Raw genomic sequence first — 21,113 nt, forward strand, 5'->3', positions numbered from 1 at the left:
AGACAGATGTCCAAACCTGCGAGCGGGCTGCCCTCATGCCTTACAGCGCCCCATGGCCTCTGAGCTGCGCTTTTGGCTACTCAACCCCAGATAACGGACGCAGGCGGTGGCCGAGTTGAAGCAGAAGATGAGCGAGGCAGCGTAAAATCTGTCTTCGCACCGCATCGGTTCAGTCTGTGTCGGCCAGCCACTGGTCGATGAGCGCCTTGCCAATCGAATCGACCCGGTACGGGCCGCCGAGAGCAGCGTCCGCCAGCCGCGCGCGCAGTTCCGCGGCCGTGAACCAGCGTGCCTCCACCACTTCCACGTTGTCCACATCGATCGCGTCGGAAAGGGCCTCGGCGCGAAACCCGATCATCACCCCGGCCGGGAACGGCCACCCCTGGGAACCCTGGTAGGTCACCGCACCCACGGTGACGCCGGCTTCCTCCCGCACCTCGCGGCGCACCGTGTCCTCGAAGCTCTCGCCGATCTCGACGAACCCGGCTAGGGTGCTGAAGCGGTTCGGGCCGGATGCCGCATGGCGGCCGAGCAGGCAGCGCCGGGGCGTGCCCGGAAGTTCGACTAGCACGATCACGGCCGGTTCGATCCGCGGGAACAGCAGCTTCCCACAGTTCTGGCAGGTCCGCAGGTGGCCACCATTGCAGGACCGGGCCGGGCCCCCGCAGGCGCCACAAAACCGCTGATTGCGGTTCCAGTGCAGAATTCCCCGCGCGTACGCCAGCAGACCCGCTTCGTCCGGCGTGATGGTGGGAACCATCGCCCGCACGTCCAGCATCCTGTCCGCGCCGGCCAGCTCGACGGCGCTCTCCCGTTCGAGCCCGGACACATCAGCCGCGAACACCGCCCTCTCGCCTTCGAGGCCGAGCAGCACCCGGTCGCCGGCCGCGACGAGGATGTCCCTCGCCTGGGCCAAGGGCAGCCGCAACGGCGTTTTGTTTCGCACCAGGCACTGGTCCTGCCACAGGGGAATGACCTGGGTACTGGCCCTGGTCAGCAGTGCCTCGATCCAGTCCGAGTCTCCCCGCCGATCAACGACACGGTCGAGCCCCAACCCGCTGTAGTACACCGCTCCTCCTGGATCACAGTGTCTGCCTGTCCTCGACACTAGCGGATACGTCCGCCGACACCCTCCGCAGCTAGAACTTGCCTAGCATGCCTTACCGGATCAGATCTGGGATGAACTGGCTCGATGGCTTGACAACACTAGATAACCACCGTCACATCCCGCGGTCAGGTCCGTGCCAGGGAACGGGGCGATCGTCCGGACTCATGGGCAGGTGTTCGAGATTGACCGGACCGGGGTAGAAATGCGTTCCATTGGGATGGATGACTTCCTCGCCAATGAGGTGCCGGTAGAGCCACTCGGCGAAGCTCATGGCATGCTCCCAGTACCCGCCTTCGTCCCGGTCGTGTACCACCACGCTCCAGTCGGGCGTCCGTGGGCTGCGGCTGAGGAAGACGTGGAAGCCGAAGTCGGTCGACAAGGCAGGAATCAGAACTCCGCCAGCACCGGTCTCCGGGTGCGGAAGGCCGTCCCAGTCGGCATCGCGGAAGGCTTGCTCGGTCTCCCGGATGTCCTTGAGAAGGTTCCAACGTGTGGTCGCTGGGTGCTTGAAATAGAGGTGGCTGTTGACCGTGATCGGCGCGTACTCGTCGATGAACTCCTTGTAGTCGCTGGGGAGTTCTGTGCCGACCTCCGACTCAAGACGCGCCCAGCTTTCGGGATCGGCGAAGCGTCGGCCTCCCGGCCCAAGCATCGTGAAGACGGCAGACAGATGGTCGGTCATGGGTTGCACCTCTCGTTCGGTGTAGGAATCGCGGCAAGATCAACGTGGCTCTTCACGTCGTTAGCCCCGGAGGGATTGTTGTTCTTGGGTGCTGGCCATCGGGAACCTCGTTGGTCTGGGCTTCGCCCGCCGGAGTGGGGGCACGGCGGCTGACCTCGGCGGCGTAGGCGGCCCAGTCGCCGGCCGATGCCTTCTGCCACTGGACGGCGACCTGGATGTGGACGCCCAGCATCCGGGCAAGGATGGCGGCGGGGACCTCGGTGGCGAGGGTGAACAGGGCGGTGGAGCGGTCCTGGCGCGGCTGGAGGCCGATCTTCTGGAGGCGGAGGCCGAGCCGGTCGTCACCGATGGGCTGTCCGGGACGGCCGCCGGGGAATAGCCACGGCGCGTCGTCGGGGGCGCCGATCCTGGCCTTGCCGCGCCGGGTGGCGATGAGGTCGCGCACCAGGCCGGCCAGCGGTTCGGGGAGGACGACAGGTGAGGTGCCGAACGTGATCCCGACCTTGTCGTTGTCGAGGTGGACGTCGTCGACCGTCAGGCGGCTGATGGTGGCGATCTGCTGGGCATAGAGGACCAGCAGCAGGCCGGCGACTCGATCCGAGGTCGCCAGCGTGTCGTCGTGCAGGAGGCGCCTGGCGTCGGCCCAGCGCTTCTCGCTGTCGATCGTCCCGCAGGGTCCTGTCCAGCGCACGGTGCCGTAGGTGAGTCCCTTGGCATGCCGGTGCTGGACGGACCACCGGACGAAGTGGCTGGTCTCGTCCCGGTAGGTGGCCTTGGGGTCGGCAATCCATCGCTCCAGGTCAACCTGGGTGCACGTGCCCAGCGTGAGAGCGCTGTCGGACAGCCAGTCGAGGAAGTTCGCTGCTGCGGTGACGTGGCAGCGTACGTTCAGCGCCTGCAGGTGCGTGGTGTGCTCCTGGCCGAGGCGTCGCCGGAGTCGACGTAGGTGGTGCCAGACCGCGTAGCCGTGCAGGATCCGGCGCTCGGTGAGATCGGTGCGTGCTTGGAGCGCCGAGGTGATCCACTGGTGCAGGGCGACCAGCCGCTCGTCGCGAGGCGGCAAGGCGCCGGTGGCGACCAGGACGCTGCGGAGATGTGCGAGGACCTTGCTCGCGGGCAACTCGTCGAGCGTGTCGTGGGTGACGGGCCGTTCGTCACGGCCTATCTGCCGGAGCAGGCCGCCGACCTTCGAGCCCGATAGCCAGAACATGGTGCTTGTGGGGCGTTCGGCTCCGGACAGTGCCTTGTAGAGAGGGACGAGGTCCTGCCGGATCGTGCCCGTGTTGCCGGCCAGGAGGTCGCGTACTTGCCGGTCGAGCGCGCATCGCTGGCAGGGACGGGTGCTGAGCTGCCAGGTGGTGCGGCAGACGGGGCAGCGGCCCCAGTAGTCCGGGTCCGGGTTGGTGCACTTCGCGCACAGGGGTGCATCCCACGTGCCGCTGCGGACGTGGTCGACGGCTCCACAGCCACTGCAGGGCGCCCACCGCAACTGGCACCGGTTGCACCAGGGTTCGCCCGTGGCACGGGAGATCTCACAGACTCCTGTCCGTCCGCAGATGCCGCACTGGGCGGCGGTCCTGGGCCGGCAGTTGGCGCAACGTGGTCCGTCGGGAAGCCGAGCGGCGACCTTCTGGCGGCGCCCGCAGTCGCGGCATTCCTCCAGGTTGACGGGGTCACTGACCAGGCAGTTGGGACACAGCGGCCGCCCCTCGGCGTCGCGGGCAGCGGGCTCGCGGACGGAGCCGCAGCGGGTGCAGGGCACAGCCGCGTTGCGGGCGAAGCAGTTGCGGCAGACCCGTTTGCCGTCGAGCACCTTCGACAGGGACTTGACCTCATGGCAGCGGTAGCAGGCCGGATTGACGACCCTGGTGGCTCCGGCCTGGACGAGTGCGTCGATGAACCGTAGGACGGCGGGGGTTGGGGCGTCGTAGCCAGCACCGGTCAGCAGGTCGGGTTGGGCGGTGATCGCCCAGGCCAGGCGGCGCTGGCCGGCCTTTCGGACGGTGGCGCGGTCGAGCGCTGCTTGAACGGCGCCCGCGTCGAGCGTGGGATCGACCGTGGTGATGAGGCCGGCGAGCATGGCGAATGGATCGCCGTCCGTATCGGGGCATTTCGCGCACCGGGGGTTGCCGTGGCGGTCGCGGCTGACGACGCGCCGCTGCTGGTGGCAGCCCGCGCAGTCGGCGGCCTTGTCGAAGCAGGGCGAGCAGCCCCATCGGCCGCCGCTGCGGCTGCCGACGTAGGGGCGTGCGCGGCCGCACTCACCGCAGCGGGGAAGGGCGATGTCCTGTGCGCCGGCTTCGTGAAGGGCCATCAGCAGTCGTGCGACGCAGAACGGTGCCGGAGGTCGTCCGGTCCGCAGCAGTGACGGATCCTCGTGCAGGGCCTGGGCGAGGCGCCGGCGACCAGCCCGCTCGCGCATGACCGTGCAGACGATCTCGCGGATGCGGTCGGCTTCCAGGTGCCGTTCGACGTTGCCGACCAGGCGCACGACCAGGCCGACCGGGTCGGCCAGCACCTCTTCCGAGAGCCCGTTCACCGGTCCACCGGTGCGATCCGTGCCCGCTTGGGCCGCAGGCCGCCGATGCCCTCGGCCGTCGTTCCGCCCGCGGCCGCCTTCTTCGGCCTCTGCGCGGCGCTGGCTGCGGCAACGGGTTCGATCAGGTCGTCCATCGTGCAGTCCAGGATGTCCAGCAGGGCCATGAGGATCTTCAGACTGAGCCGCTCGGGGCGTTCGACGACGAGCCGGTAGACCTGGCTGGAGGACAGGGTGATGCCGCGTTCGGCCAGCGGCGGCAGCAGGTCCGTGGTGGAGAACATTCCGCGGTCCGCCATCAGGTGACGCAGGTGCCAGCGGTAGTCGAGCTTGGCGGCCATCATCGGTCCTTCCTGGTCGGCGCCTCGTCGAACGCCGGGTTCAGTGCCTTGCTCAGAGCAGTGTTCATGAAGTCGTCGCTGACGTGGGTGTAGATGGCGGTGGAGCTATCGCACTCGTGACCGACCTGCTCCTGGATGAACCGCCGATCCACCCCATCCTCAGTCAGATGCGTGACGTAGGAATGTCTCAGCGAGTGGACGACCAATGCCTCGGGGAGCTTGAGCGCCGCGCGGTAGGCGACGAACCGGGCGTTGATCTCCGACGGCTTGACCCGCCCGCCCCGCTCGGTCACCCACAGCGCTGGGTGGTCCTCGCAGCCGAACTGCGGGCGGACGTTCTCCACGTAGTCCTGGACGGCGTCCACCGCCCAGTCCATGACCGACAGCACGTTCCGGCGCCGCGGCGGCTGCCCCTTCTTCGCCTTGCCGTAACGCACGTTCAGCGTGCCGTACCGTCCGAACTGACGGGCTTTCGGATTGCGGCCGAAGTCGGCCAGATCCAGCTTCGAGGTTTCCGTGCGCCGCAGTCCCCAGCCGTAGATGACCTTGAACAAGGTGGCGTCCCGGTAGGCGGCGAGGGCGCCCTTGCGCTTGGACCGCACCGCCCGATCGACCTGGTCGTCGGCGTAGTCGAGGAACCGCTGGAGCTCCTCGCGGGTGAACGGCCGGGCCTCCGGGTCGCCCTCGTAGTCGTTGAGGTGGGCGATGGTGTTCCACTCGTGGCAGATCGCCACCGGGTGGGTACCGAAGGCGTCCTCGCAGGCGACCGCCCAGCCGTAGCGGCCGTCGATGAGGAACTCGGTGAACTGCCGCACGTCGCCCTGGTAGCTGCGGATCGTGGACGGCGCCAGGTGCCGCTCACCCGTCAGCGAGGCCGACCACTCGTCCATGTGGCCCGGCAACCACGACCACGGGTACTCGTTGGTGAACTCCTGGAAGCGGCGAATCAGCCGCTCCCGCCCGGCGATCGTGTCTTCCTTCAGGCCCCGGGACATCTGCTGGGCCCGCCAGCCGCGCAGCATCGCGTCGACCATCGCGTCCTCCGGACACAGCTGGATCACCCCCGAGACCAGCTCCAGATGAGCCGCCCCAGCCAGGGCCACCTTCCGTTCTTGCGCCACTCCAGACCATCCCTTCTGGAGGGCAGATCTTGCATCAGACGGGATGTGCCTGGCAAACTGCCTGTTCAGAAGGCCAGTTCGTAGTAGCGTTGGGGTCCGTCAGGCCGTCGCCGTGAACAGGTGACCTGCGACTTCGCGCCCGTCTGATGCAATTCCCGAGCCTTCACGTAGCCGCGTGTGGTCTGGATGTTCAGGTGCCCGAGCAGTGCGGCGCCGATGTGGATGGGCACTCCGTTGTTGACGAGGTCGGTGGCGAACAGTCTGCGGAAGTCGTGGGCTGTGAAGTGAACGTCGTGGAAGCGGTGGTCGGAGGCTTCGAGGGTCTTGCACGCCTTCTTGAGGAGTTTGTTCACGACGGTTGCGCTGATGCAGCCGCTGGCGTGGTTCATCGAGCGCTGGAACAGGAACGGCAGGGGCTCGCTCATGATCTTCTCGTGGCCGTCCCAGCGGCGCAGAACGCGGACGGGTTTGCCGTTGGCCGTCAGCCGCCGAAGGATCTCGGCGATCGCGTGGAAGAGCTCGGCGGACATCGGGATGACGCGCTCCCGGTCGTTCTTCGACGGGGCTACGACCAGCAGCCCGATCAGCTCGCCGTTCGGCCGCTGATACTGGCGGATGCTCAGGTGGGTGAGTTCCATGAGCTCCTCGATCCTGACCCCGGTGAGGCGAAGGACATGGACGATGGCCCAGGTCCAGAACGCCTCGTCTTCTCGCAATCCCGCGTTGACCGCCTCGCCGGTCTCAGCGTCGTGGCAGCGCAGTGGTGCCTCTCCGTCCCAGAGGGTGTGCTGCTGGTCGTGACGAGTCCAGGGCCGGCGGTAACGGCGGCCGTCGCACGTGAACTCCTCACCCGGCTGCACCTCCTTCACTCTTGTCAGCAGCTTTCGGGCGGAGACCAGATCCGCGTCAACGTGCTCGACAAGTACAGCAAGGAGAGGCTGGAGCGTCCGGACCCGGGCGTGTACCAGTTCGGTGCGCTTCCTGGCTCGCGCACCGTAGCCGCGGGTGAGGGTATGCGGAACGGGGTTAGGAGCCGCCCACATTCCCCAGCGTTCCGGCTCGGCCACGGCCCAGGCGGACAGGTCCAGGTAGAACGCCTTGACCGAGAGGATGAGATTGTCGAGGTCACGGCGTGGTGTCCCGTCGGCTTTGACCGAGGTCCGCCGTAGCCACTCCTGGAACGTCTCGGCGCTGAGATGCAGGTCGGGCTGGGCGGGGTTGATCACTTCGATCTGTTTCCAGAACGTGCCGGCCAGTCGGCGTGCCAGACTTCTTGGCTGAGGAGAAGTCCATGCCGTCGGCGACCCGGACGTGCATGTAGTCGACCAGGAGTTTCTCGACCGTCTTGTTACCGAGATTTTGTCTGCGTACCACTTCGCCCACGTCGCGGTGGTGGCCGTTCATCGCCCGGATCACCGAGTTCGGAGTCATGGCGGGGAAGTGCCCGACGACGCACAACACCTCCCACAAGACCTTGCCGCCATAGAGGCCACCCTCATACTCGTTCGGGCTGAGGCGCCGCCATTCCCAGGCGTAGTGCAGCAGGGCCTCCGGTGTGAGATCGGCTGCCGGAATCTGCTGGCTGACCAGCACCGACGCCAGGTCCTCGTAGGCGCGTTGGCGTGTTCTTCCGCTGTATCCCGTCTCGGCGATGCCGCGGCAGAACAGTTCCAGGAGAGGGTCCTGCTGGCAGCGGAGGAAGACCTGCGCGAAGTTCTGCAGCATGGTCCTTCTGATCGCGGCCAGCGACGGCTGGACCGCCCGGAAGGCGATCAGGAACGTCACCCCCTGGGTGAGGGTTCCGCCCCCCGGCTGGTCCTGCGCGTAGTCGGAGATGGTGTTCGCGGTCGATTCGTCGTCCAGGCCGGTCGCGAGCCAGCGCTCGTTCCACGTCTCGCCCGGGAACGCGGAGAGGAACTCCCCGATCAGCCTGATGGAGTTCCGCATCTTCGAGCGGTTGCCCGAGGATTCCTCGCGCGCGTACTCGCCCACCACGTCAACCAGCGCCTCGATGGACGCGCGGCTCAGGTCGCCCAGCGGGTTGGGCAGGTTCGGCTCGGCGGGACGCCCCTCGACCGAGCCGGCGTTCCGCGTGAACTTGCCTCCAGCTTCGCCGTCGGCCAGGGGCGTTCGCCGTGTACGGCTGGTCGTCGCGGACAGAGACCTAGTGCTGCGACCGGCAACGTTCACCGGTTTGCCATGGGTGATCGGAAAGTTAGGCAGGGCGGAGCCGATATCTGGGCTACTGCGCTGAGGGAGCGCGCTGTGCGGTGAGCACGGGCTGGTAGTACCCGCTGGAGGCCGGACTGTGCCAGGCGATTTTGGTGAAGCCGGCTTCAGTCACGAACTCTGTCAGCTGCGGGGGCGTCAGCGCCCAGTGGGTGGTCCGGCGGACTCGGACCTGCCAGGTGTTCTTTGCGGGGATGAGCTGGAAGTGCTCCAGGTCGTAGCGTTCGCCGTCTTCGTGCCAGTGCCACAGCTGGAAGGTGATCGCTTGGCCGTCGCGTGTTTGCGAGACCTGGGGAGGTGTCGACGTGGGTCTGGTCTGGCGCGTCTCGTTATAGGACCGGACGGTGATCACCAGCAGTCCGTCGTCTCGGAGTACTCGTCTCATGCCGAGGAGTGCCGTCCGGAGATCTTGCCCGGAGAGTAGGTGCGTGAGCGAGTTGTCCGCGCAGAGGACGACGTCGAATGACGTCTCCCTGAAAGGCAGTTGGCGCATGTCAGCCGCAGCTGCCGGAAGCCGGCTGCCCCGGGCCGTCGCCTCGGCGGCGGCGCGCGCGGCGGCGACCGGGCTCACGTCGCTGCCGACGACTTGGTGCCCGGCCCGGGCCAGCCCGATGGCCTGGGTGCCGATCCCGCACGAGCAGTCCAGGACGGTGTGTGGTCCCGCGCCGAGAGATTGGCGAACGAGCCCGCCCAATACCTCGGCCTGGTAGGCCATGCTTGCGTCCCAGTCCCGGAACATCAGGTGGTAGTCGTGGGCCAAATCGTCGTAGAAATCCCGCACGGAGAGCTCGGACATGTATCCCACCGTAGTGCGTGGTCGCCGGGGAGTGCGGGCAGTTCAGGCAGCGGCTGCCTGACTTCGGCCGCCCCAGCGGATGCCCTTCTCGCTGCGGATACGGGCGCGTTCGCGGCGTTGGGCGGCCAGCACGTCGGGGTGGCGGGCGTTCGCGTTGCGCCAGCGGAGGTAGGCGTGAAGGGCTCGGGTCTGCGCGGTGTGGTTGCGATAGTTGGAGTTAGCGATGGTGAACTGCCGCAGCGGTCCGAAGTGGGCCTCGATCGGGTTGGCCCAGGACGCGTAGGTCGGGGTGAAGCACAGCTCGACCCGGTTCTTCTTTGCCCAGCGCCGGATGGTCTCGCCCTTGTGGGCGGACAGATTGTCCAGGATGACGTAGATCGGGGCGCCGTCTGGCCGGGCCGCCCGGATTGACCTCAGCGCAGTCAGGGTGTTCGCGGCCCCCTTCTTGCGCCGGTTGACGCCCCAGAGCGTGTCGTCGCCGACCGAGTAGCAACCGTGGAAGTAGCGCACCCCGTGAGTACGGTGGTAGGTCGCGGGATGCCGCTCGGGCCGACCCTGTTCGGCTCAGCACGACCCGGCGGTGGGCCTGATGCCGAGCGGGCCGAACTCGTCGAACGCGAACACGCGGTCCGGGAAGTGCTCCAGCACGTGCTCGATCCGGTCGAGCTTGGCGTCGCGCTCGGGGTCGGGGGATTCCTTCCAGGTCTTGGTGCGCTGGAAGGTGACGCCGCGGCGGGCGAGCAGGCACCGTAACGCCTCGCGGCCGATCCGGATCACACGGCCGTGTACGAGGCGCAGGTAGGCGGCGAGTTTGCGGATGGACCAGCGGGTGAAAGGCTGCCCGAGCTTGGTCGGTCGGGTGGTGGCCGTCCGGACGACGAAGTCCTCGTCGTCAGGACTGAGAAGGCGGGGACGGCCTCCCGCCCACCGAGGGTCCAAGCAGGCCAGACCGACCTCGTTGAACCGGTGGATCACGTCCCGGACCGTGTCCTCGTCGGCCTGCACCAACTTCGCGATCACCGGCACCCGGTTCCCGCCAGCCGAGGCCAGCAACATCATCGCGCGCCGGTAACGCACCGCACTGGTGCTGCCCCGGCGCACGATCTGCTGCAGCTTCTGCCCCTCCTGGTCAGTCAACCTGCGCACACGGACAGGCTCAGCCACCACGCCCCCAGCGGTCAGATCGGACGTCACCGCTCATCTCACCGCTCGGACACCCAACCCGGCGAACCTACGTGGTCAGAGCACTAGTCACCGAACACCGCCTTCACGTCGCGAGGGTCGTAACCGGCGGGCAGTGACGAGGTGACCCGGGGCCTGGAGTAGAAAGACTGCAAGCGGTCGAACATCTCCTCCACCCGCGGCACGGTGTACTGCGTCGTCGTCCTGATGTCGCGGTGCCCGAGGATCGTCTGCACGTCCGTCAAGGTCAGCGCCGGGTCACCAGCCATCCGCACTGCTGCGGTGTGCCGGAGGTCGTGCAGTGTCCAGTTGGTGCCCAGCGTTGTGCCTGCGCGCTGAAGGACTCGGCGCATCGCCGCGTAGGTCAGCGGCCGGTCCGTTCCACGACGGGCTCGCCACACGATGTCCTCGGGCCCGATGGGACCGCGTTGCGCGGCGTAGCGCGCCAACAGCAACATCGCCTCTGGCGAGAGGGGCGCCGTCCGCATCTCGCCACCCTTCGAAAGGATGCGGATGCGCTGTCCGGCCCAGTCAACACATGACTCCCGCAAGCCGAGCAGCTCGGTGGCGCGGGCGCCGGAACTGACGTAGCAAGCCAGCAGAGCCTTGTCGCGATCACAGCCCATAGCGTCGAACAGCTCGTCCCACTGCCCGTCCGGAATCGAGCGAGGCGACTTCTTGGAAGCCTTCTGGCGCAGGCGGGAGCGCCGGACGATGACCTGGGGGTCATCCGGGGAGCGGTGGCGATTTGCCACCGCCTGGCGATGCGACTCCGGAACCGGGTTGACGACCGGCCCGACCCCGAAATGAGCGTGATACTCGTAGAACCCCCGCGTCGCGGCAAGCGTGATGTTGATCGTCGACGCGCTGTAGCCCGCTGGCAGCACGCGCTTACCCGTCCGCATGTTGACCGAGCCGGCCGGTGCGGATTCCGGGTGACGTCGCACGCGCTGCGGATTGCGGGCCGCGCGGAGCCAGCCCACGAGCACGGCTACATCGTTCTCAGTCGCCAACGTCCAGGGCACATTCAGGGCCCAAAGGACCCTGAACCAGGTCAGGAGCGCATAGCAGTAGGCCCGTGCGGTCCGAGTGCTCACGTCACCGAGCACCAGGTCGCGCACCCAATCCGCAACGGCGTCGATGGATGCGCCGCTGTGGTCGGCGAGAGCGTAGGGGATGTCGTGCTGGCCAGTAACCACGACGGCCCCAACGCGAGGCGGGTCGATGCGGCCCGTGATGAGCAGAGTTCGGACTGTTTCCGTCACTTGAGAGTTCCTCCCGATGGTTGCTTACACCACCGAGCAAGCCGACGGGTTCGTGGATTCCTGGAGGGAAAATCCCTGGAACCGGAGGGTGGCTGGGCTCTTGGCGGCAGAGTAGCCCGCGGGTTCCGGGCCTCCAACTGGTCTCGACAGTGTGAGCTGCTCTCAGCTGTCAGTGAGCCTTCGCAGTCGGCGCCAGATTGCATGAGCAGGTATCGATCAACCCGCGCTGAGTCGCCACAGCCAGCGCAGAGCGTCAGGAAGCAGGACGCCGCCGTGGTTGGGGCTGTGTCCGCCGCTGCACGTTGCCGAGGGTGTGCGCAATCTTCTCAGCGATCTCCGCAACGTCGGCGGGGCGGCTGGTGTCGACGGTCAGCAATGGACCGCCCAAGTTGAGTGGGCCCGGGTAAGTGGCACGTACGGCGGCCACGCGCTCGGCGATCTGCTGGGGATTGAGTTGCGGATCGAGGTGGCCCGCGTGTCGGGTGCGGGCCTGAAAACGCTCGGCAGCGAGGGCGACGTCGCAGTCGCAATGGACTTCGATCAAGAGGCCAGCGAGGCTCCGGAGCCGACCGGGAGCGGTGTCGTGATGCCACCAGTTGTCGAGCACAGCCCGGCCGGCGTCCGCTGCCAAGGCGAACATGATGTCGTCGCTCGCTCTGCTCAGCCTGCTTCGCCAGGCATGGTCACCGACTCCGAGCGAGTCGTAGAGGGACTCCAGGATCACATCCTTGTCGATCACCGGAAGGCTGAGACGCCTGGCCAGACTCCGTGCCAGGGTGCTCTTCCCGCTGCCCGGTAGACCTGAGACGACCACAAACGCGAAGCTACTCACAGAGGTCAGTATCTCGACGCCACGCTGTTTTCCTCCATGACGATTCTGGTCGCCGTGGTCAGCACGATGCGGGCGGACACCGAACGCTGGGCCCAAGCCGGCCGCGATGGGGGCGGCGGTGCGGTATCGCAGGACGGATTCCTCCATGAGGACGACGTAGCGGTGGCCGCCCTCGTAAAGGAAGCGGGAGCGGGCGATGCGGGCGGCGACCGCTTCGGCGACGTCGTTGGGAGTGCCCTGGAAGCGGGTGATCTGCTCCATGAGGGCGGTGGCGAAGCTGTGGCGGGGGGCGACCCGGTACCCTCGACCGCATCGGCGACCTCCACCTCGCACCCGCCGTCGTGATCCGCACCAGCACCCAGTCCGACGAGTCCACCATCCCCGTCTACGGCGAAGCCGCCGAACACACCTGGAACTGGCTGACCGCCCAGACGGCCCGGGTGCGGGTGTACGGGGGCGCAACGGGTGCCGCGCGAAGGACAGTTACGGCGGACACCGACGCTAGCCGATCTGTCTGTGGACAGATTCCGCTGAGATCGGGCCTGATCCGGGCCGATCACCGGACGGCTGTGGTGAGGGTTCCTACGCTCCGATCATGAATTGGACGAATGCGCTGGCGGTCTTCGGTGCCCTCACCGGAGCCGGCGGCCTGGGCTGGCAGATATGGAGCCACCACCTCACTGGCGGCCGGGTGGAAGTCTTCTCCACCCGGCTCAAGCACGAAGGCCGGTGGTGGGTGCGCACCGACGTGTCGAACGTCGGCCGCCTGGACGTGGCGATCGTCGGTTACTCGGTCTGGCGCGACATCCCCGGCCACCGACTGAAGCGGGCGCTGTGACGGCTGCGGGCCATGAGGCGTCTGGGGTGGAGAAGGGCGCGGCGTACGCAGATGCTGTTCAACCCCTCAATCCACTTCGGGGCGCCGGTGGAATTTGGAAGCGACACTCAGCGTATAGAGCTGCCGTTCGTACTCAAGGCCAGCTCGATGGTGTCGCTGCCGCTCACGGGGCTGGGGGTGCCTAACCGGATAGGCCGCCAGCTGCGGGTTTCACTGCACTTGGGCACCGGTCGGATCATCCGGGCCGACGTCCACGACGCCGACGCCTTGGAGCCCCTGCGGATCGACTTGGACGAATACACCGGCGACTGGTCTTTGCATATCGGCCCGCCCACGCCGACTGACCGGAAACGGACTCGGGCACATATCGTTGGGTCCTGACCAGACCCTCCACCGCAACGCTTGGCTGGCGGGCCCGGCCTGGGGAGGCCGGGCCCGCCGTGCTCACTGCGCTCGGCTGAACGACGGTTTACGGACTGAGCGGCGGCCTCCGGTCAGCATTTCAGCCGGTCCCAGGCTGTCGCCGGCTGTGGCTTTCAGCGGAGGGTTGCCCCGTGCAGGTGCCGGCGCAGTTGTGCGCGCAGTTGCGGCAGAGGGGCGCTCGCGCCGAGCCGCCGCAGGAAGTCGGCGGCATCCCAGGTGATCAGTCCGCCCTGGCGGGAGAGGTACAGGCCCGCTTGGTCGATGCCGAACTCGTTGTCGTAGTCGAGCAGGAGGTATCCGGCGAGCTGGTAGATCTCCTCGCGGCCCAGGCGGCGGGGGTCCTTGGTGGCTTTGCAGTCCAGCAGGAGGCCGCCGAGGATGTAGTCGGCGTCGGCGCCGCCGATGTCGCCGCTGCCGGCGAAGACCGGACCGCACACGCGGGCCTTTTGCGGTAGAGCCCGGAAGGCGGCGAACGGTCCGTCGGCGAGCCGCATCTGATGGTCGATGTCGGTCACAACGTACTCGGGGACCACTGCGGTGAGGTCATCCAGGGTCGTGGCGGGGGTGGCAGAGTTGAGCAAGCTGAAGCGGCGAATCTCACCGGTGCGGGCGATGTCCTCGAAGAAGCCCGCGACGAAGCACAGCCGGATGAGTGCGTTCTCGTCCAGGCTGCCGGGGTCGGCGAGGTAGGCGTCGATGGTGGCCAGCAGCTCCCGGCCTGCGGTGTGCAGGGCCTTGCGGGCCCCACGGGCCGGTGCGCTGCGCAGCGGTCCGGTCTCGTCAAGGAGCATGACGCCGGCGACAGGGGCCGGTCCGAGCTGCCCTCCGAGGCTGAGGCGGAGGCGGTAGTCGATGGCGTGCCCGAGGGCCGACCAGTTCGGGTACTGGACGTCGATCGGCTGTGCCGGGTGCGGGAGGCGGACGATACGTGCCTGGTAGTCGCCCACCAGGTTCTGACTGTAGGGCAGGTGGGCGGCCATGAACTGTGAGATCGGTGAGGAGTCGTACTTCAGCTGCCCGGTCAGGCTCAGCTCGATCATCGGTCGCCCGGCCACCGTGCCGTCCCGGCCGGCGCCGGCCATGGTCTTTTCGTACTCGTCGATCCAGGCGATGCCCTCGGTGTCCAGCAGATGGCGGGCGCGGGTGACCGCGACGTAGATCAGGCGGGCCTCGCTCGCATGCAGCGTGCGCTGTAGGCCCAGGTCGTCCACCGACGGGGCCATGAAGCCCTTGCCGATGCGTACCGACGGCCACTCCCGTCCCTTGGCCTTGTGCGCGGTGGAGACGGTGACCTGAGCCTTCTCCTCCGGGGAGAGGCGGTCCACCGCGGCGATGATCTGGTCGGGGCCGTAGGTATCGACCAGCTGCACGATCGCTTTGAGGTCCTGGCCGGCCTTGTCCTGCTCGGCGTACTCCTGTACCTCGCCCCAGGAGGAGAACAAGAACAGCTCCGGGTGGCTGGTGCGCTGGCCCGCTTTGAGCTCAAGTGCGGCCTTGGCGATGCGCTGCAGCGCGCTGCCCCCGCCGGTCAGTGCCACCGGGATGCCGAGTTCCAGGTAGGACAGGACTTCGCTCATCGCGTCCACGTTGCCCCGGCACAGCACCGCCTCGGGCTGCGCCACCTCGCCCACGCGGGAGCCGGGGCCGTGGCCGGTCAGATGCATCTCCGACTCGGCGTGTCCCAGCCACCGGTTGGCCACCTCGGCGATGGCCGGGCCGAAGCGGAAGGACTGGGTCAGGCGCAGCTGCTCGGCCGGGAATCCGGTCATCACATCGCGCGCGTTACGCCAGCCATAGATCTGCTGGGCCGGATCCCCGACACACACCCGCTGCGCGTCCTGGGCGAGGAAGACCTCCTCCAGTACCGGGTTGGTGTCCTGGGCCTCGTCCAGGAGGACGAAGTCCGCCCCGAGCTGCGGGAGGGTCATCGCCCACAGTTTCATGTAGTGGTCGTGCTCGAACCGCAGCCGGCCCTCGGGCGAGCAGATGTCCTCCCACGCACGATGCGCGTAGGGCAGCAGGGTGCGGGCGAGATAGTCCTGGCCAGGGCCGTCGAGGCCGTTGACCGGCTCCATGTGGCGGGCCATGACCTGCCGGTCGGTGGTGTAGCAGAACTTGCGGACCATGCCCATCACCAGACGCGCGGCGTGAGTGATCTTGATCTGGCGGGAGTTGACGTCAACGTCGCGGGTGATGCCGAGCAGGCGGGCGGTGTGCTTGGCGGGGATCCTCGCCGAGGCATCCAGACGCTCACGGTAGTGGTGGCCGACAGCCCTGAAGGCCAGGGAGTGCGCGGTACGGCACTCCACATTCGGCCCGAACCGCCCGCGGGCGTCATCGGCGATCGCCCGGTTGAACGCCACGTAGAGCCCGCGTTTGCGGGTCGCGGCGCCCATCAGGATCAGCGTGGACGTCTTGCCCGTCCCCGCTCCGGCGACCAGGGCCAGATCCCGGCCGGAGGCGAACACCTCACGGGCAGCCTGCTGCTCCTTCGTCGGCTCCATGGCCATGAATTCCTCTCTGGGAAGCGCGGCTTCATGTACCGCAGCCCCAGAGGCTGGACCAGCTGATGACCAACCGTCAATACAGCCATACGTTCGGTAGCCAGTTCTGGCCGAATTCAGGACGGTCTGCACAAGGCAGCGTCGCGCACGCGCCGACATCGCACGAGAGAGAGTGGCCGACCACCGCGATCTACTCGTAGTCGCGGGTCGTGAGCGTGTCCGCGCCGGTTTGAACTCCCGCGGCCCGGGGCGCGCGAGCACCCCGGGCCGCAGACCAGCACGGGGCCCCTGTTGTGCTGTACTCCCCGCCCATCGCCTCTCTCGGTGGCCGCCACCAGCGGTGAACCCGGCCCGGTTGAAGCGATGGCAGAGAGGGTTCCGTGAGGCGGTCCAGCCGGTTGTGGTTCAGCTCAGGCGGTGGATCAGGAGGGCGAGACCAGCCCCGGCGGCCCGGTGCTGGTAGGCGCGCAGTCCCGGGGCGCCGGGGGGTGCGGGTTTGCGCGCGTTGTGGTGCCAGTGGCCGGTGAGGGCGGCGAGGAACGCGGTAGTGGTGTCGGGGCTGCTTGCGGTGGCGGGGTGGTCGCGGAGCAGGCGTGCGATGTCTGCGGGCGTGTGCCCGGCGAGGATGAGTTGCGGCGCGAGGGAGGCGGCGTCGATGCAGGCCGGGCCGGTGGTGGCGTGTGCCCAGTCCACGAAGGTCACGCCGCGGGCCTGGTCGTGGACCATGTTGTCGGCCCGCAGGTCGCCGTGGACGACGCGGTCGCCGTGGGCGAGGGCGGGCCAAGACGCTTCCAGTTCGGCGAGCTGCGGCAGGTGGGTGCGGGCGGTGGGCGCAAGGTCGGCTGGCGGATCAGGGAAGAGTTCGTCCCAGCCGTGCAGGGCCGCCGCCGTCGACGGCACGGTGCTCACCGCCGCGGCGTACGGCGCCGGGGCGGGGCTGGAAGTCAGTTTATCCAGGAGGGCCCAGGTCTGTTCGGTGTCGCCGGAGGCAGGAGACAGGTCGGGGTGTGGTCCGTCCAGGTGAGCGATGACGATGGCGGTCCAGCCGGCGGCGCGGTGGACGCCCAGCAGGTCCGGGGCCGGGGCGCCGGGGGGCAACGCGTCCAGGACGGCGGCTTCGTGGACGTTGGCGGCGGTCAGCGGGTCGTCGTCGGGGGCTGCCTTGACGAAGACCCGTCGGCCGTCGGCCAGAGTGAGCGCGGCGGCGAGTTGGTGGCCGAAGCCGCCTGCGGGGGTGGCCGTGCCGGTGACGGGTGCGTCGAGGGTGTCTTCGAGGCGGGCGCGCAGCGGCGGGGGGACGTCGGTCCATTGGAGACGGCCGCTGGTGGGCGGTACAGGCATGAGGGCAGCTTTCAGAGGTCAGGGATCGGTGGCGGGGTGATGGGGGTGCGCGCCGAGCCGGACCGGGAGTCGGGCTGAGGAAGGGGGTTCCTCAGTGCTCCAGCTCGGCGCCGGGCGCTCGTCGCCGCATCACGCGCATTCGCCTGTGTCCTCTGGGGTGTGGGAGTGGAGGGGAACCGGTGCGGGTTCCCCTCCACTGTAGTGGGGCTACTGCATCACGCGCTGTCGATTGAGGGGAGATGGTGCAGGAGGGACGGTCCGATGCTGGTGGGTGCGGGCAGGAGGTGGCTGGCTCCGGCCGCGCGGAGAGCGGTGGGAGGGTGCCAGCCCCAGACCGCTCCGAGCGCGAGGACCCCGGCAGCGCGGGCCGCGGTCATGTCGGTGGGACTGTCCCCGACGAACACCGCGCGCTCCGGCTTGGTGTTCAGCCGGCTCAGGGCGAGGTGCAGCCCGTCGGGGGCCGGTTTGGGTGGCGCGTCCTGCCGGGTGACGACGACGTCCAGCAGTTCGGACAGGGCCGGCGGCAGCAGCCACCGCAGGCGGTCGGGGTCCTGGACCGTGACCGCGCCCGTGGCCGTGCCCTGTGCGCGCAGGGCCAGCAGGCCGGAGAGCACCCCGGGGAACGGCTGGACGGAGTGGGCCGACATGGCGCCGTCCCACCAGCGATCACACGCGTCGTCGGGGTCGGCGACGTCCAGGAGCGCCAGGACCTCGCAGCGGGGGCGGCGCAGAGCGCCGGGCGGAAGGTCACCTGGCATCACACGACGGCCGGTCGCACAGGTGGCGACCCCCGCGAGGGTGGCCCGTACTGCGGCGGCGCTGTCCAGCAGTACTCCGTCCAGGTCGAACAGCGCCGCTCGCCGGGTGGCCGTCACCTCGCACTGTCCGGGTCACGGATCAGGGAGCGCAGGATCAGGTGGTGGCTGGCGAGCAGGGCGGTGGCGCCCGTGTCCCGATCGAGGACGCAGAGGGCCGTGCCGACCATTGCGCCGCCGATCCGCAGTAGACGGGCGCTGCGCAGGAGACTTGTGCCGCTGCGGGCGGTGTCGTCCAGCAGGACGGTTCGTCGGCCTTCCAGGCTGGTGCCCTCGATCTGTTGCCATGTGCCGTGTTCCTTGGGGGCTGGGCGTAGGAAGGCGGCGGGCAGGCCGGTGTGCAGGGACACTGCCGTGACCAGTGGGATGCCGGCCAGCGCCGGGCCGGCCAGGGCCTCGGTGTCGGCGGGCAGCAGGTCCGCCAGCGCGGCTGCGGTCTCCGTCAGCAGCTTCGGGTCGCCGACCAGCCGGTAGGGGTCGAAGTAGGTGTCGAGCGTGCCGCCGTCCGGCAGCCGGTAGGGGCCCGGCCGGTAGGCGAGGGCGGCGATCTTCTCCGCGAAGAGGACGGTGGGCGCAGTCACTGCTTGCACCGCCCGGCGTCGAGGGTCTTGAGATCGGTGCCGAGTGCTTCGGCGTCGGGGAGTTCCCGCAGGAAGCCCAGGGGCCGGGTGGGGCTCTCGGTCAGCCATCCCTCCGCTCGCAAGATCGCGCTCAGGCGGCACGCGGTGGGCCCGAGCAGCCGTACGGGAAGGGAGCGGATCGTGGTGGCGTAGTACAGGGCGGCGGTGAGTTCGTGCAGTGTGCCGACTCCTCCGCCCATCGCCACGACCAGGTCCGCGTCGTCGAGGTAGGCGTGCAGCCGGGCCCCCACGGTCGGGGCGTACACGGTGGTGGTGACGTGGGGGTTGAGCGCTCCCCAGTCGGGGCGGTCGGCCAGCGTGATCGCGGTGACCGGCACGCCGTGGCGTGCGGCGCCGCGCGCGGCGGCCTCCATCAGCCCGTTGTAGCCGCCGTGTCGCAGTGCGTATCCGGCGCGGGCCAGCATGGCGCCCGCCGCTTCCGCCAGGGGCTCTTCTCCGTCCGGCGGTACGACGCCGGCGAACAAGGCCACGGTCAGGTCGGTGCTGTTCATACGAGTCCCTCTTCGTGCTGCTGGTAGGCGCGGTACGCGGTGATCTCGTCGGCCAGCGAGGCGACGGCATGCGGGGCGATCCGCTGCGCGAGGCGGACGATGCGCTCCAGCGCCTCGTCCGCCTGCGCCCTGTTGGGCACCGGCGGGCTGGTCAGTGCCTCCGTCAATTCCGCCAGGCACTCCCGGCCGGTGGTGGAGCGGCCCACTTCGTCGGGGAGGTGGTACCAGCCGTGATGGCGGGAGTGCGGCACGAGTGCGGTGCGGATCACGTCCCGGCAGGTGGCGTTCAGGTCGTGCAGGAGGCCGTAGGCGATGTACTGCTGGCCCCTCGCCAGGCGCTTGCGGAGCATGGCGTGCAGCACCATCGCCTGGACCAGCAGACTGCCGCAGTCCGCCGGTGCTTCCGTCGCGCGGGCAAGCTCCTGCGCCGTCTGCCGCTGGGTGTCCGCGTCGGCCGTGTCCTGGGCGCCGGGGCCCTGCCACAGCAGACGGGGTCCGATCCTGCGGCGCAGCGCGTGCACGGCGCTGGTCGGGCACAGATACAGGTCGAGCTGTAGCAGGTGGCCGTCGTGCGGCAGCAGGTAGACGAACCCGGCGCCGCCCAGGTTGCCGACGATGGTGTCGCGCCAGCCGGGCAGCAGGGTGCCGAAGGTGGTGGACATCAGCGTGTCCAGGCTGCCCATGAGGGTGGGCAGTTGCTCGTCGCGGACGGCGACGACCAGGTCGACGTCGGAGAGCCGGTCCGCGGTGCCGGTGGCGAGCGACCCCCGGACCAGTAGGTGCGTTACCGCCGTCGTGGCCGACAGGGCTTGGACCAGGTCGCCCAGGACGGCGAGTTGTACCGGCCGGTGTGCGTGCGCCAGCTCTTCCAGGGGGGTCAGCTCGGTGGGCGGAAGTACGGGGGTGGGCATGCGGTGTCCTCTCGGGTGAAGGGATCGGGGCGGGTTCAGGGACGGGCGAGCAGGTGCGCCTTTGCCGCTCGCCACCGGTCCGCGTCGGGGTGCGCGCGGCGGCCGGCGTGGAGTTCGGCGATCAGGTCGTACGCGCCGCCCTCGGGCAGGGCGTAGGTGTAGAAGGCGCGCAGCAGGGTCTGTTCGGCCGCGTCGGGGAAGCCGAGATCCGCGAGTTGTCCGGCGCGGGCCAGCAGCCCGGCCCGGTCTGCCGTCGTCATCTGAGGCAGGTCGGCCGCGTCTGTGTCGTGCAGGTGCGGGCGGGCGGCCAGGGCCTGGTAGGCGTCGTCCGTGTAGACGTCGGCGATCAGGTGGAGCCGGTCGGGGCCCGTGGTGTTGCAGACTCCGTGGGCGCGGGAGGGCGTCAGTCGCCACAGGGATCCGGCCGCCAGGTGGACCCGGGCTCCGGCGGTGATCAGGACGGCGGAGGGGTTGGTGACGAGCGGGATGTGCAGGCGGTGGCGGCCCCTCTCGCGCAGTTCGGCGTAGTCGCGGTGTTCCCAGAGGTAGGAGTGCGGCTCCAGGCGGGCCAGGCGCACGTACATGAAGTCCAGACCCAGCGAGTCGAGGAACCGGGCGGTGGCCGGCATCGCCTCCAGTAAGGAGGTGGGCCGGGGGCGGCCGTCGCCGATCACGACGTCGTGCGGGTCACCGGTGTGGTTGAGCAGCGACGCGGTCCACCAGCCACCGGACTGGTACTCGCCGTACGCGACGACGCCGCGCGTCGGCGCCCCCAGCGCCTCAGCCCGCATCTGCTCGACAGCGGACTCCTCCAGATCGGCCAGCCGGGCGACCTGGTCGAGTACCTCCGCCCGCCCGGGGCCGGTCTGCTCCGGCGTGGCGGCTGCGGGAAGTGTGGTCACCATCGGGTCCTCCTGACACGTCATGGGGACGCGGCCCTGGCGGGCAGCCGTGCAAGGACACCGCAGACGCGAACTGCCTCACAGAGCACGGGCGTTGCCGCCCGTTGCGGGTCGTTGCCGCCCGTTGCCGTTCACCGCCGGTGGTCTTCCCCCGA

19 protein-coding genes and 2 pseudogenes are annotated in these 21,113 nt (G+C 68.8%); 2 read left to right on the forward strand and 19 right to left on the reverse strand.

Annotated elements, in window-relative coordinates:
* Positions 1-169: 169 nt before the first annotated feature.
* The 12 genes and pseudogenes from nudC to GA0115234_RS43620 form a co-directional block, all read right to left on the reverse strand.
* Positions 170-1,069: an NAD(+) diphosphatase gene (gene nudC, locus GA0115234_RS23210; RefSeq protein ID WP_093544853.1), complete on the reverse strand. Its 900-nt coding sequence runs from the start codon at positions 1,067-1,069 to the stop codon at positions 170-172.
* Positions 1,070-1,220: 151 nt separating this feature from the next.
* Entirely contained in the window at positions 1,221-1,790 is a 570-nt protein-coding gene (locus tag GA0115234_RS23215; protein ID WP_093544856.1) for an SMI1/KNR4 family protein, read from the reverse strand.
* 52 nt (positions 1,791-1,842) lie between these two features.
* Positions 1,843-4,329: a site-specific integrase gene (locus GA0115234_RS23220; protein ID WP_256088784.1), complete on the reverse strand. Its 2,487-nt coding sequence runs from the start codon at positions 4,327-4,329 to the stop codon at positions 1,843-1,845.
* Positions 4,326-4,667, reverse strand: coding sequence for a helix-turn-helix domain-containing protein (locus GA0115234_RS23225; protein ID WP_176729247.1), 342 nt, complete (start codon positions 4,665-4,667; stop codon positions 4,326-4,328). Before GA0115234_RS23225 ends, GA0115234_RS23220 begins: the two co-directional genes overlap by 4 nt.
* Positions 4,667-5,788, reverse strand: coding sequence for a tyrosine-type recombinase/integrase (locus GA0115234_RS23230; RefSeq protein WP_093544862.1), 1,122 nt, complete (start codon positions 5,786-5,788; stop codon positions 4,667-4,669). The genes GA0115234_RS23225 and GA0115234_RS23230 overlap by 1 nt, the downstream gene beginning before the upstream one ends.
* Before the next feature lie 65 nt (positions 5,789-5,853).
* Entirely contained in the window at positions 5,854-7,014 is a 1,161-nt protein-coding gene (locus tag GA0115234_RS23235) for a site-specific integrase (protein WP_093544865.1), read from the reverse strand.
* Positions 6,914-7,978 (reverse strand): hypothetical protein, encoded by a 1,065-nt coding sequence (locus tag GA0115234_RS23240; RefSeq protein ID WP_141718459.1) that lies wholly within the window; start codon positions 7,976-7,978, stop codon positions 6,914-6,916. Before GA0115234_RS23240 ends, GA0115234_RS23235 begins: the two co-directional genes overlap by 101 nt.
* Before the next feature lie 52 nt (positions 7,979-8,030).
* On the reverse strand, positions 8,031-8,813 hold the full coding sequence (locus GA0115234_RS23245; RefSeq protein ID WP_093544871.1) for a class I SAM-dependent methyltransferase: 783 nt from the start codon (positions 8,811-8,813) through the stop codon (positions 8,031-8,033).
* 42 nt (positions 8,814-8,855) lie between these two features.
* Positions 8,856-9,977, reverse strand: a pseudogene (locus GA0115234_RS23250) (IS630 family transposase).
* Positions 9,978-10,060: 83 nt separating this feature from the next.
* Entirely contained in the window at positions 10,061-11,260 is a 1,200-nt protein-coding gene (locus tag GA0115234_RS23255; RefSeq protein WP_161275647.1) for a tyrosine-type recombinase/integrase, read from the reverse strand.
* Between the two features lie 253 nt (positions 11,261-11,513).
* Complete coding sequence (locus tag GA0115234_RS43615; protein WP_256088786.1) at positions 11,514-12,092, reverse strand: AAA family ATPase; 579 nt, start codon at positions 12,090-12,092, stop codon at positions 11,514-11,516.
* Positions 12,093-12,194: 102 nt separating this feature from the next.
* Positions 12,195-12,371 (reverse strand): annotated as a pseudogene (locus GA0115234_RS43620) (Scr1 family TA system antitoxin-like transcriptional regulator); the annotation flags it as partial.
* A gap of 316 nt (positions 12,372-12,687) precedes the next feature.
* Here GA0115234_RS43620 and GA0115234_RS23265 point away from each other — a divergent pair.
* Positions 12,688-12,930, forward strand: a complete 243-nt coding sequence (locus tag GA0115234_RS23265; RefSeq protein WP_093544880.1) for a hypothetical protein — start codon at positions 12,688-12,690, stop codon at positions 12,928-12,930.
* Between the two features lie 51 nt (positions 12,931-12,981).
* On the forward strand, positions 12,982-13,311 hold the full coding sequence (locus GA0115234_RS23270; RefSeq protein ID WP_093544883.1) for a hypothetical protein: 330 nt from the start codon (positions 12,982-12,984) through the stop codon (positions 13,309-13,311).
* 155 nt (positions 13,312-13,466) lie between these two features.
* Here GA0115234_RS23270 and GA0115234_RS23275 read toward each other — a convergent pair whose 3' ends face one another.
* The 7 genes from GA0115234_RS23275 to GA0115234_RS23305 form a co-directional block, all read right to left on the reverse strand.
* Positions 13,467-15,857, reverse strand: a complete 2,391-nt coding sequence (locus GA0115234_RS23275) for a UvrD-helicase domain-containing protein (protein ID WP_237541647.1) — start codon at positions 15,855-15,857, stop codon at positions 13,467-13,469.
* 405 nt (positions 15,858-16,262) lie between these two features.
* Complete coding sequence (locus tag GA0115234_RS23280) at positions 16,263-17,198, reverse strand: phosphotransferase family protein (protein ID WP_093544889.1); 936 nt, start codon at positions 17,196-17,198, stop codon at positions 16,263-16,265.
* Positions 17,199-17,413: 215 nt separating this feature from the next.
* Positions 17,414-18,073: an HAD family hydrolase gene (locus GA0115234_RS23285; protein ID WP_093544892.1), complete on the reverse strand. Its 660-nt coding sequence runs from the start codon at positions 18,071-18,073 to the stop codon at positions 17,414-17,416.
* Positions 18,070-18,594, reverse strand: a complete 525-nt coding sequence (locus GA0115234_RS23290) for an orotate phosphoribosyltransferase (RefSeq protein ID WP_093544895.1) — start codon at positions 18,592-18,594, stop codon at positions 18,070-18,072. The genes GA0115234_RS23285 and GA0115234_RS23290 overlap by 4 nt, the downstream gene beginning before the upstream one ends.
* On the reverse strand, positions 18,591-19,145 hold the full coding sequence (locus tag GA0115234_RS23295; protein WP_093544898.1) for an SLOG cluster 4 domain-containing protein: 555 nt from the start codon (positions 19,143-19,145) through the stop codon (positions 18,591-18,593). Before GA0115234_RS23295 ends, GA0115234_RS23290 begins: the two co-directional genes overlap by 4 nt.
* Positions 19,142-20,056: a nucleotidyltransferase domain-containing protein gene (locus GA0115234_RS23300; protein WP_093544901.1), complete on the reverse strand. Its 915-nt coding sequence runs from the start codon at positions 20,054-20,056 to the stop codon at positions 19,142-19,144. Before GA0115234_RS23300 ends, GA0115234_RS23295 begins: the two co-directional genes overlap by 4 nt.
* A 35-nt stretch (positions 20,057-20,091) precedes the next feature.
* Positions 20,092-20,961: an aspartyl/asparaginyl beta-hydroxylase domain-containing protein gene (locus tag GA0115234_RS23305; RefSeq protein ID WP_093544904.1), complete on the reverse strand. Its 870-nt coding sequence runs from the start codon at positions 20,959-20,961 to the stop codon at positions 20,092-20,094.
* Positions 20,962-21,113: the final 152 nt, after the last annotated feature.

It is taken from the genome of Streptomyces sp. DvalAA-43, from assembly GCF_900091725.1.
Taxonomy (GTDB): Bacteria; Actinomycetota; Actinomycetes; order Streptomycetales; family Streptomycetaceae; genus Streptomyces; species Streptomyces pulveraceus.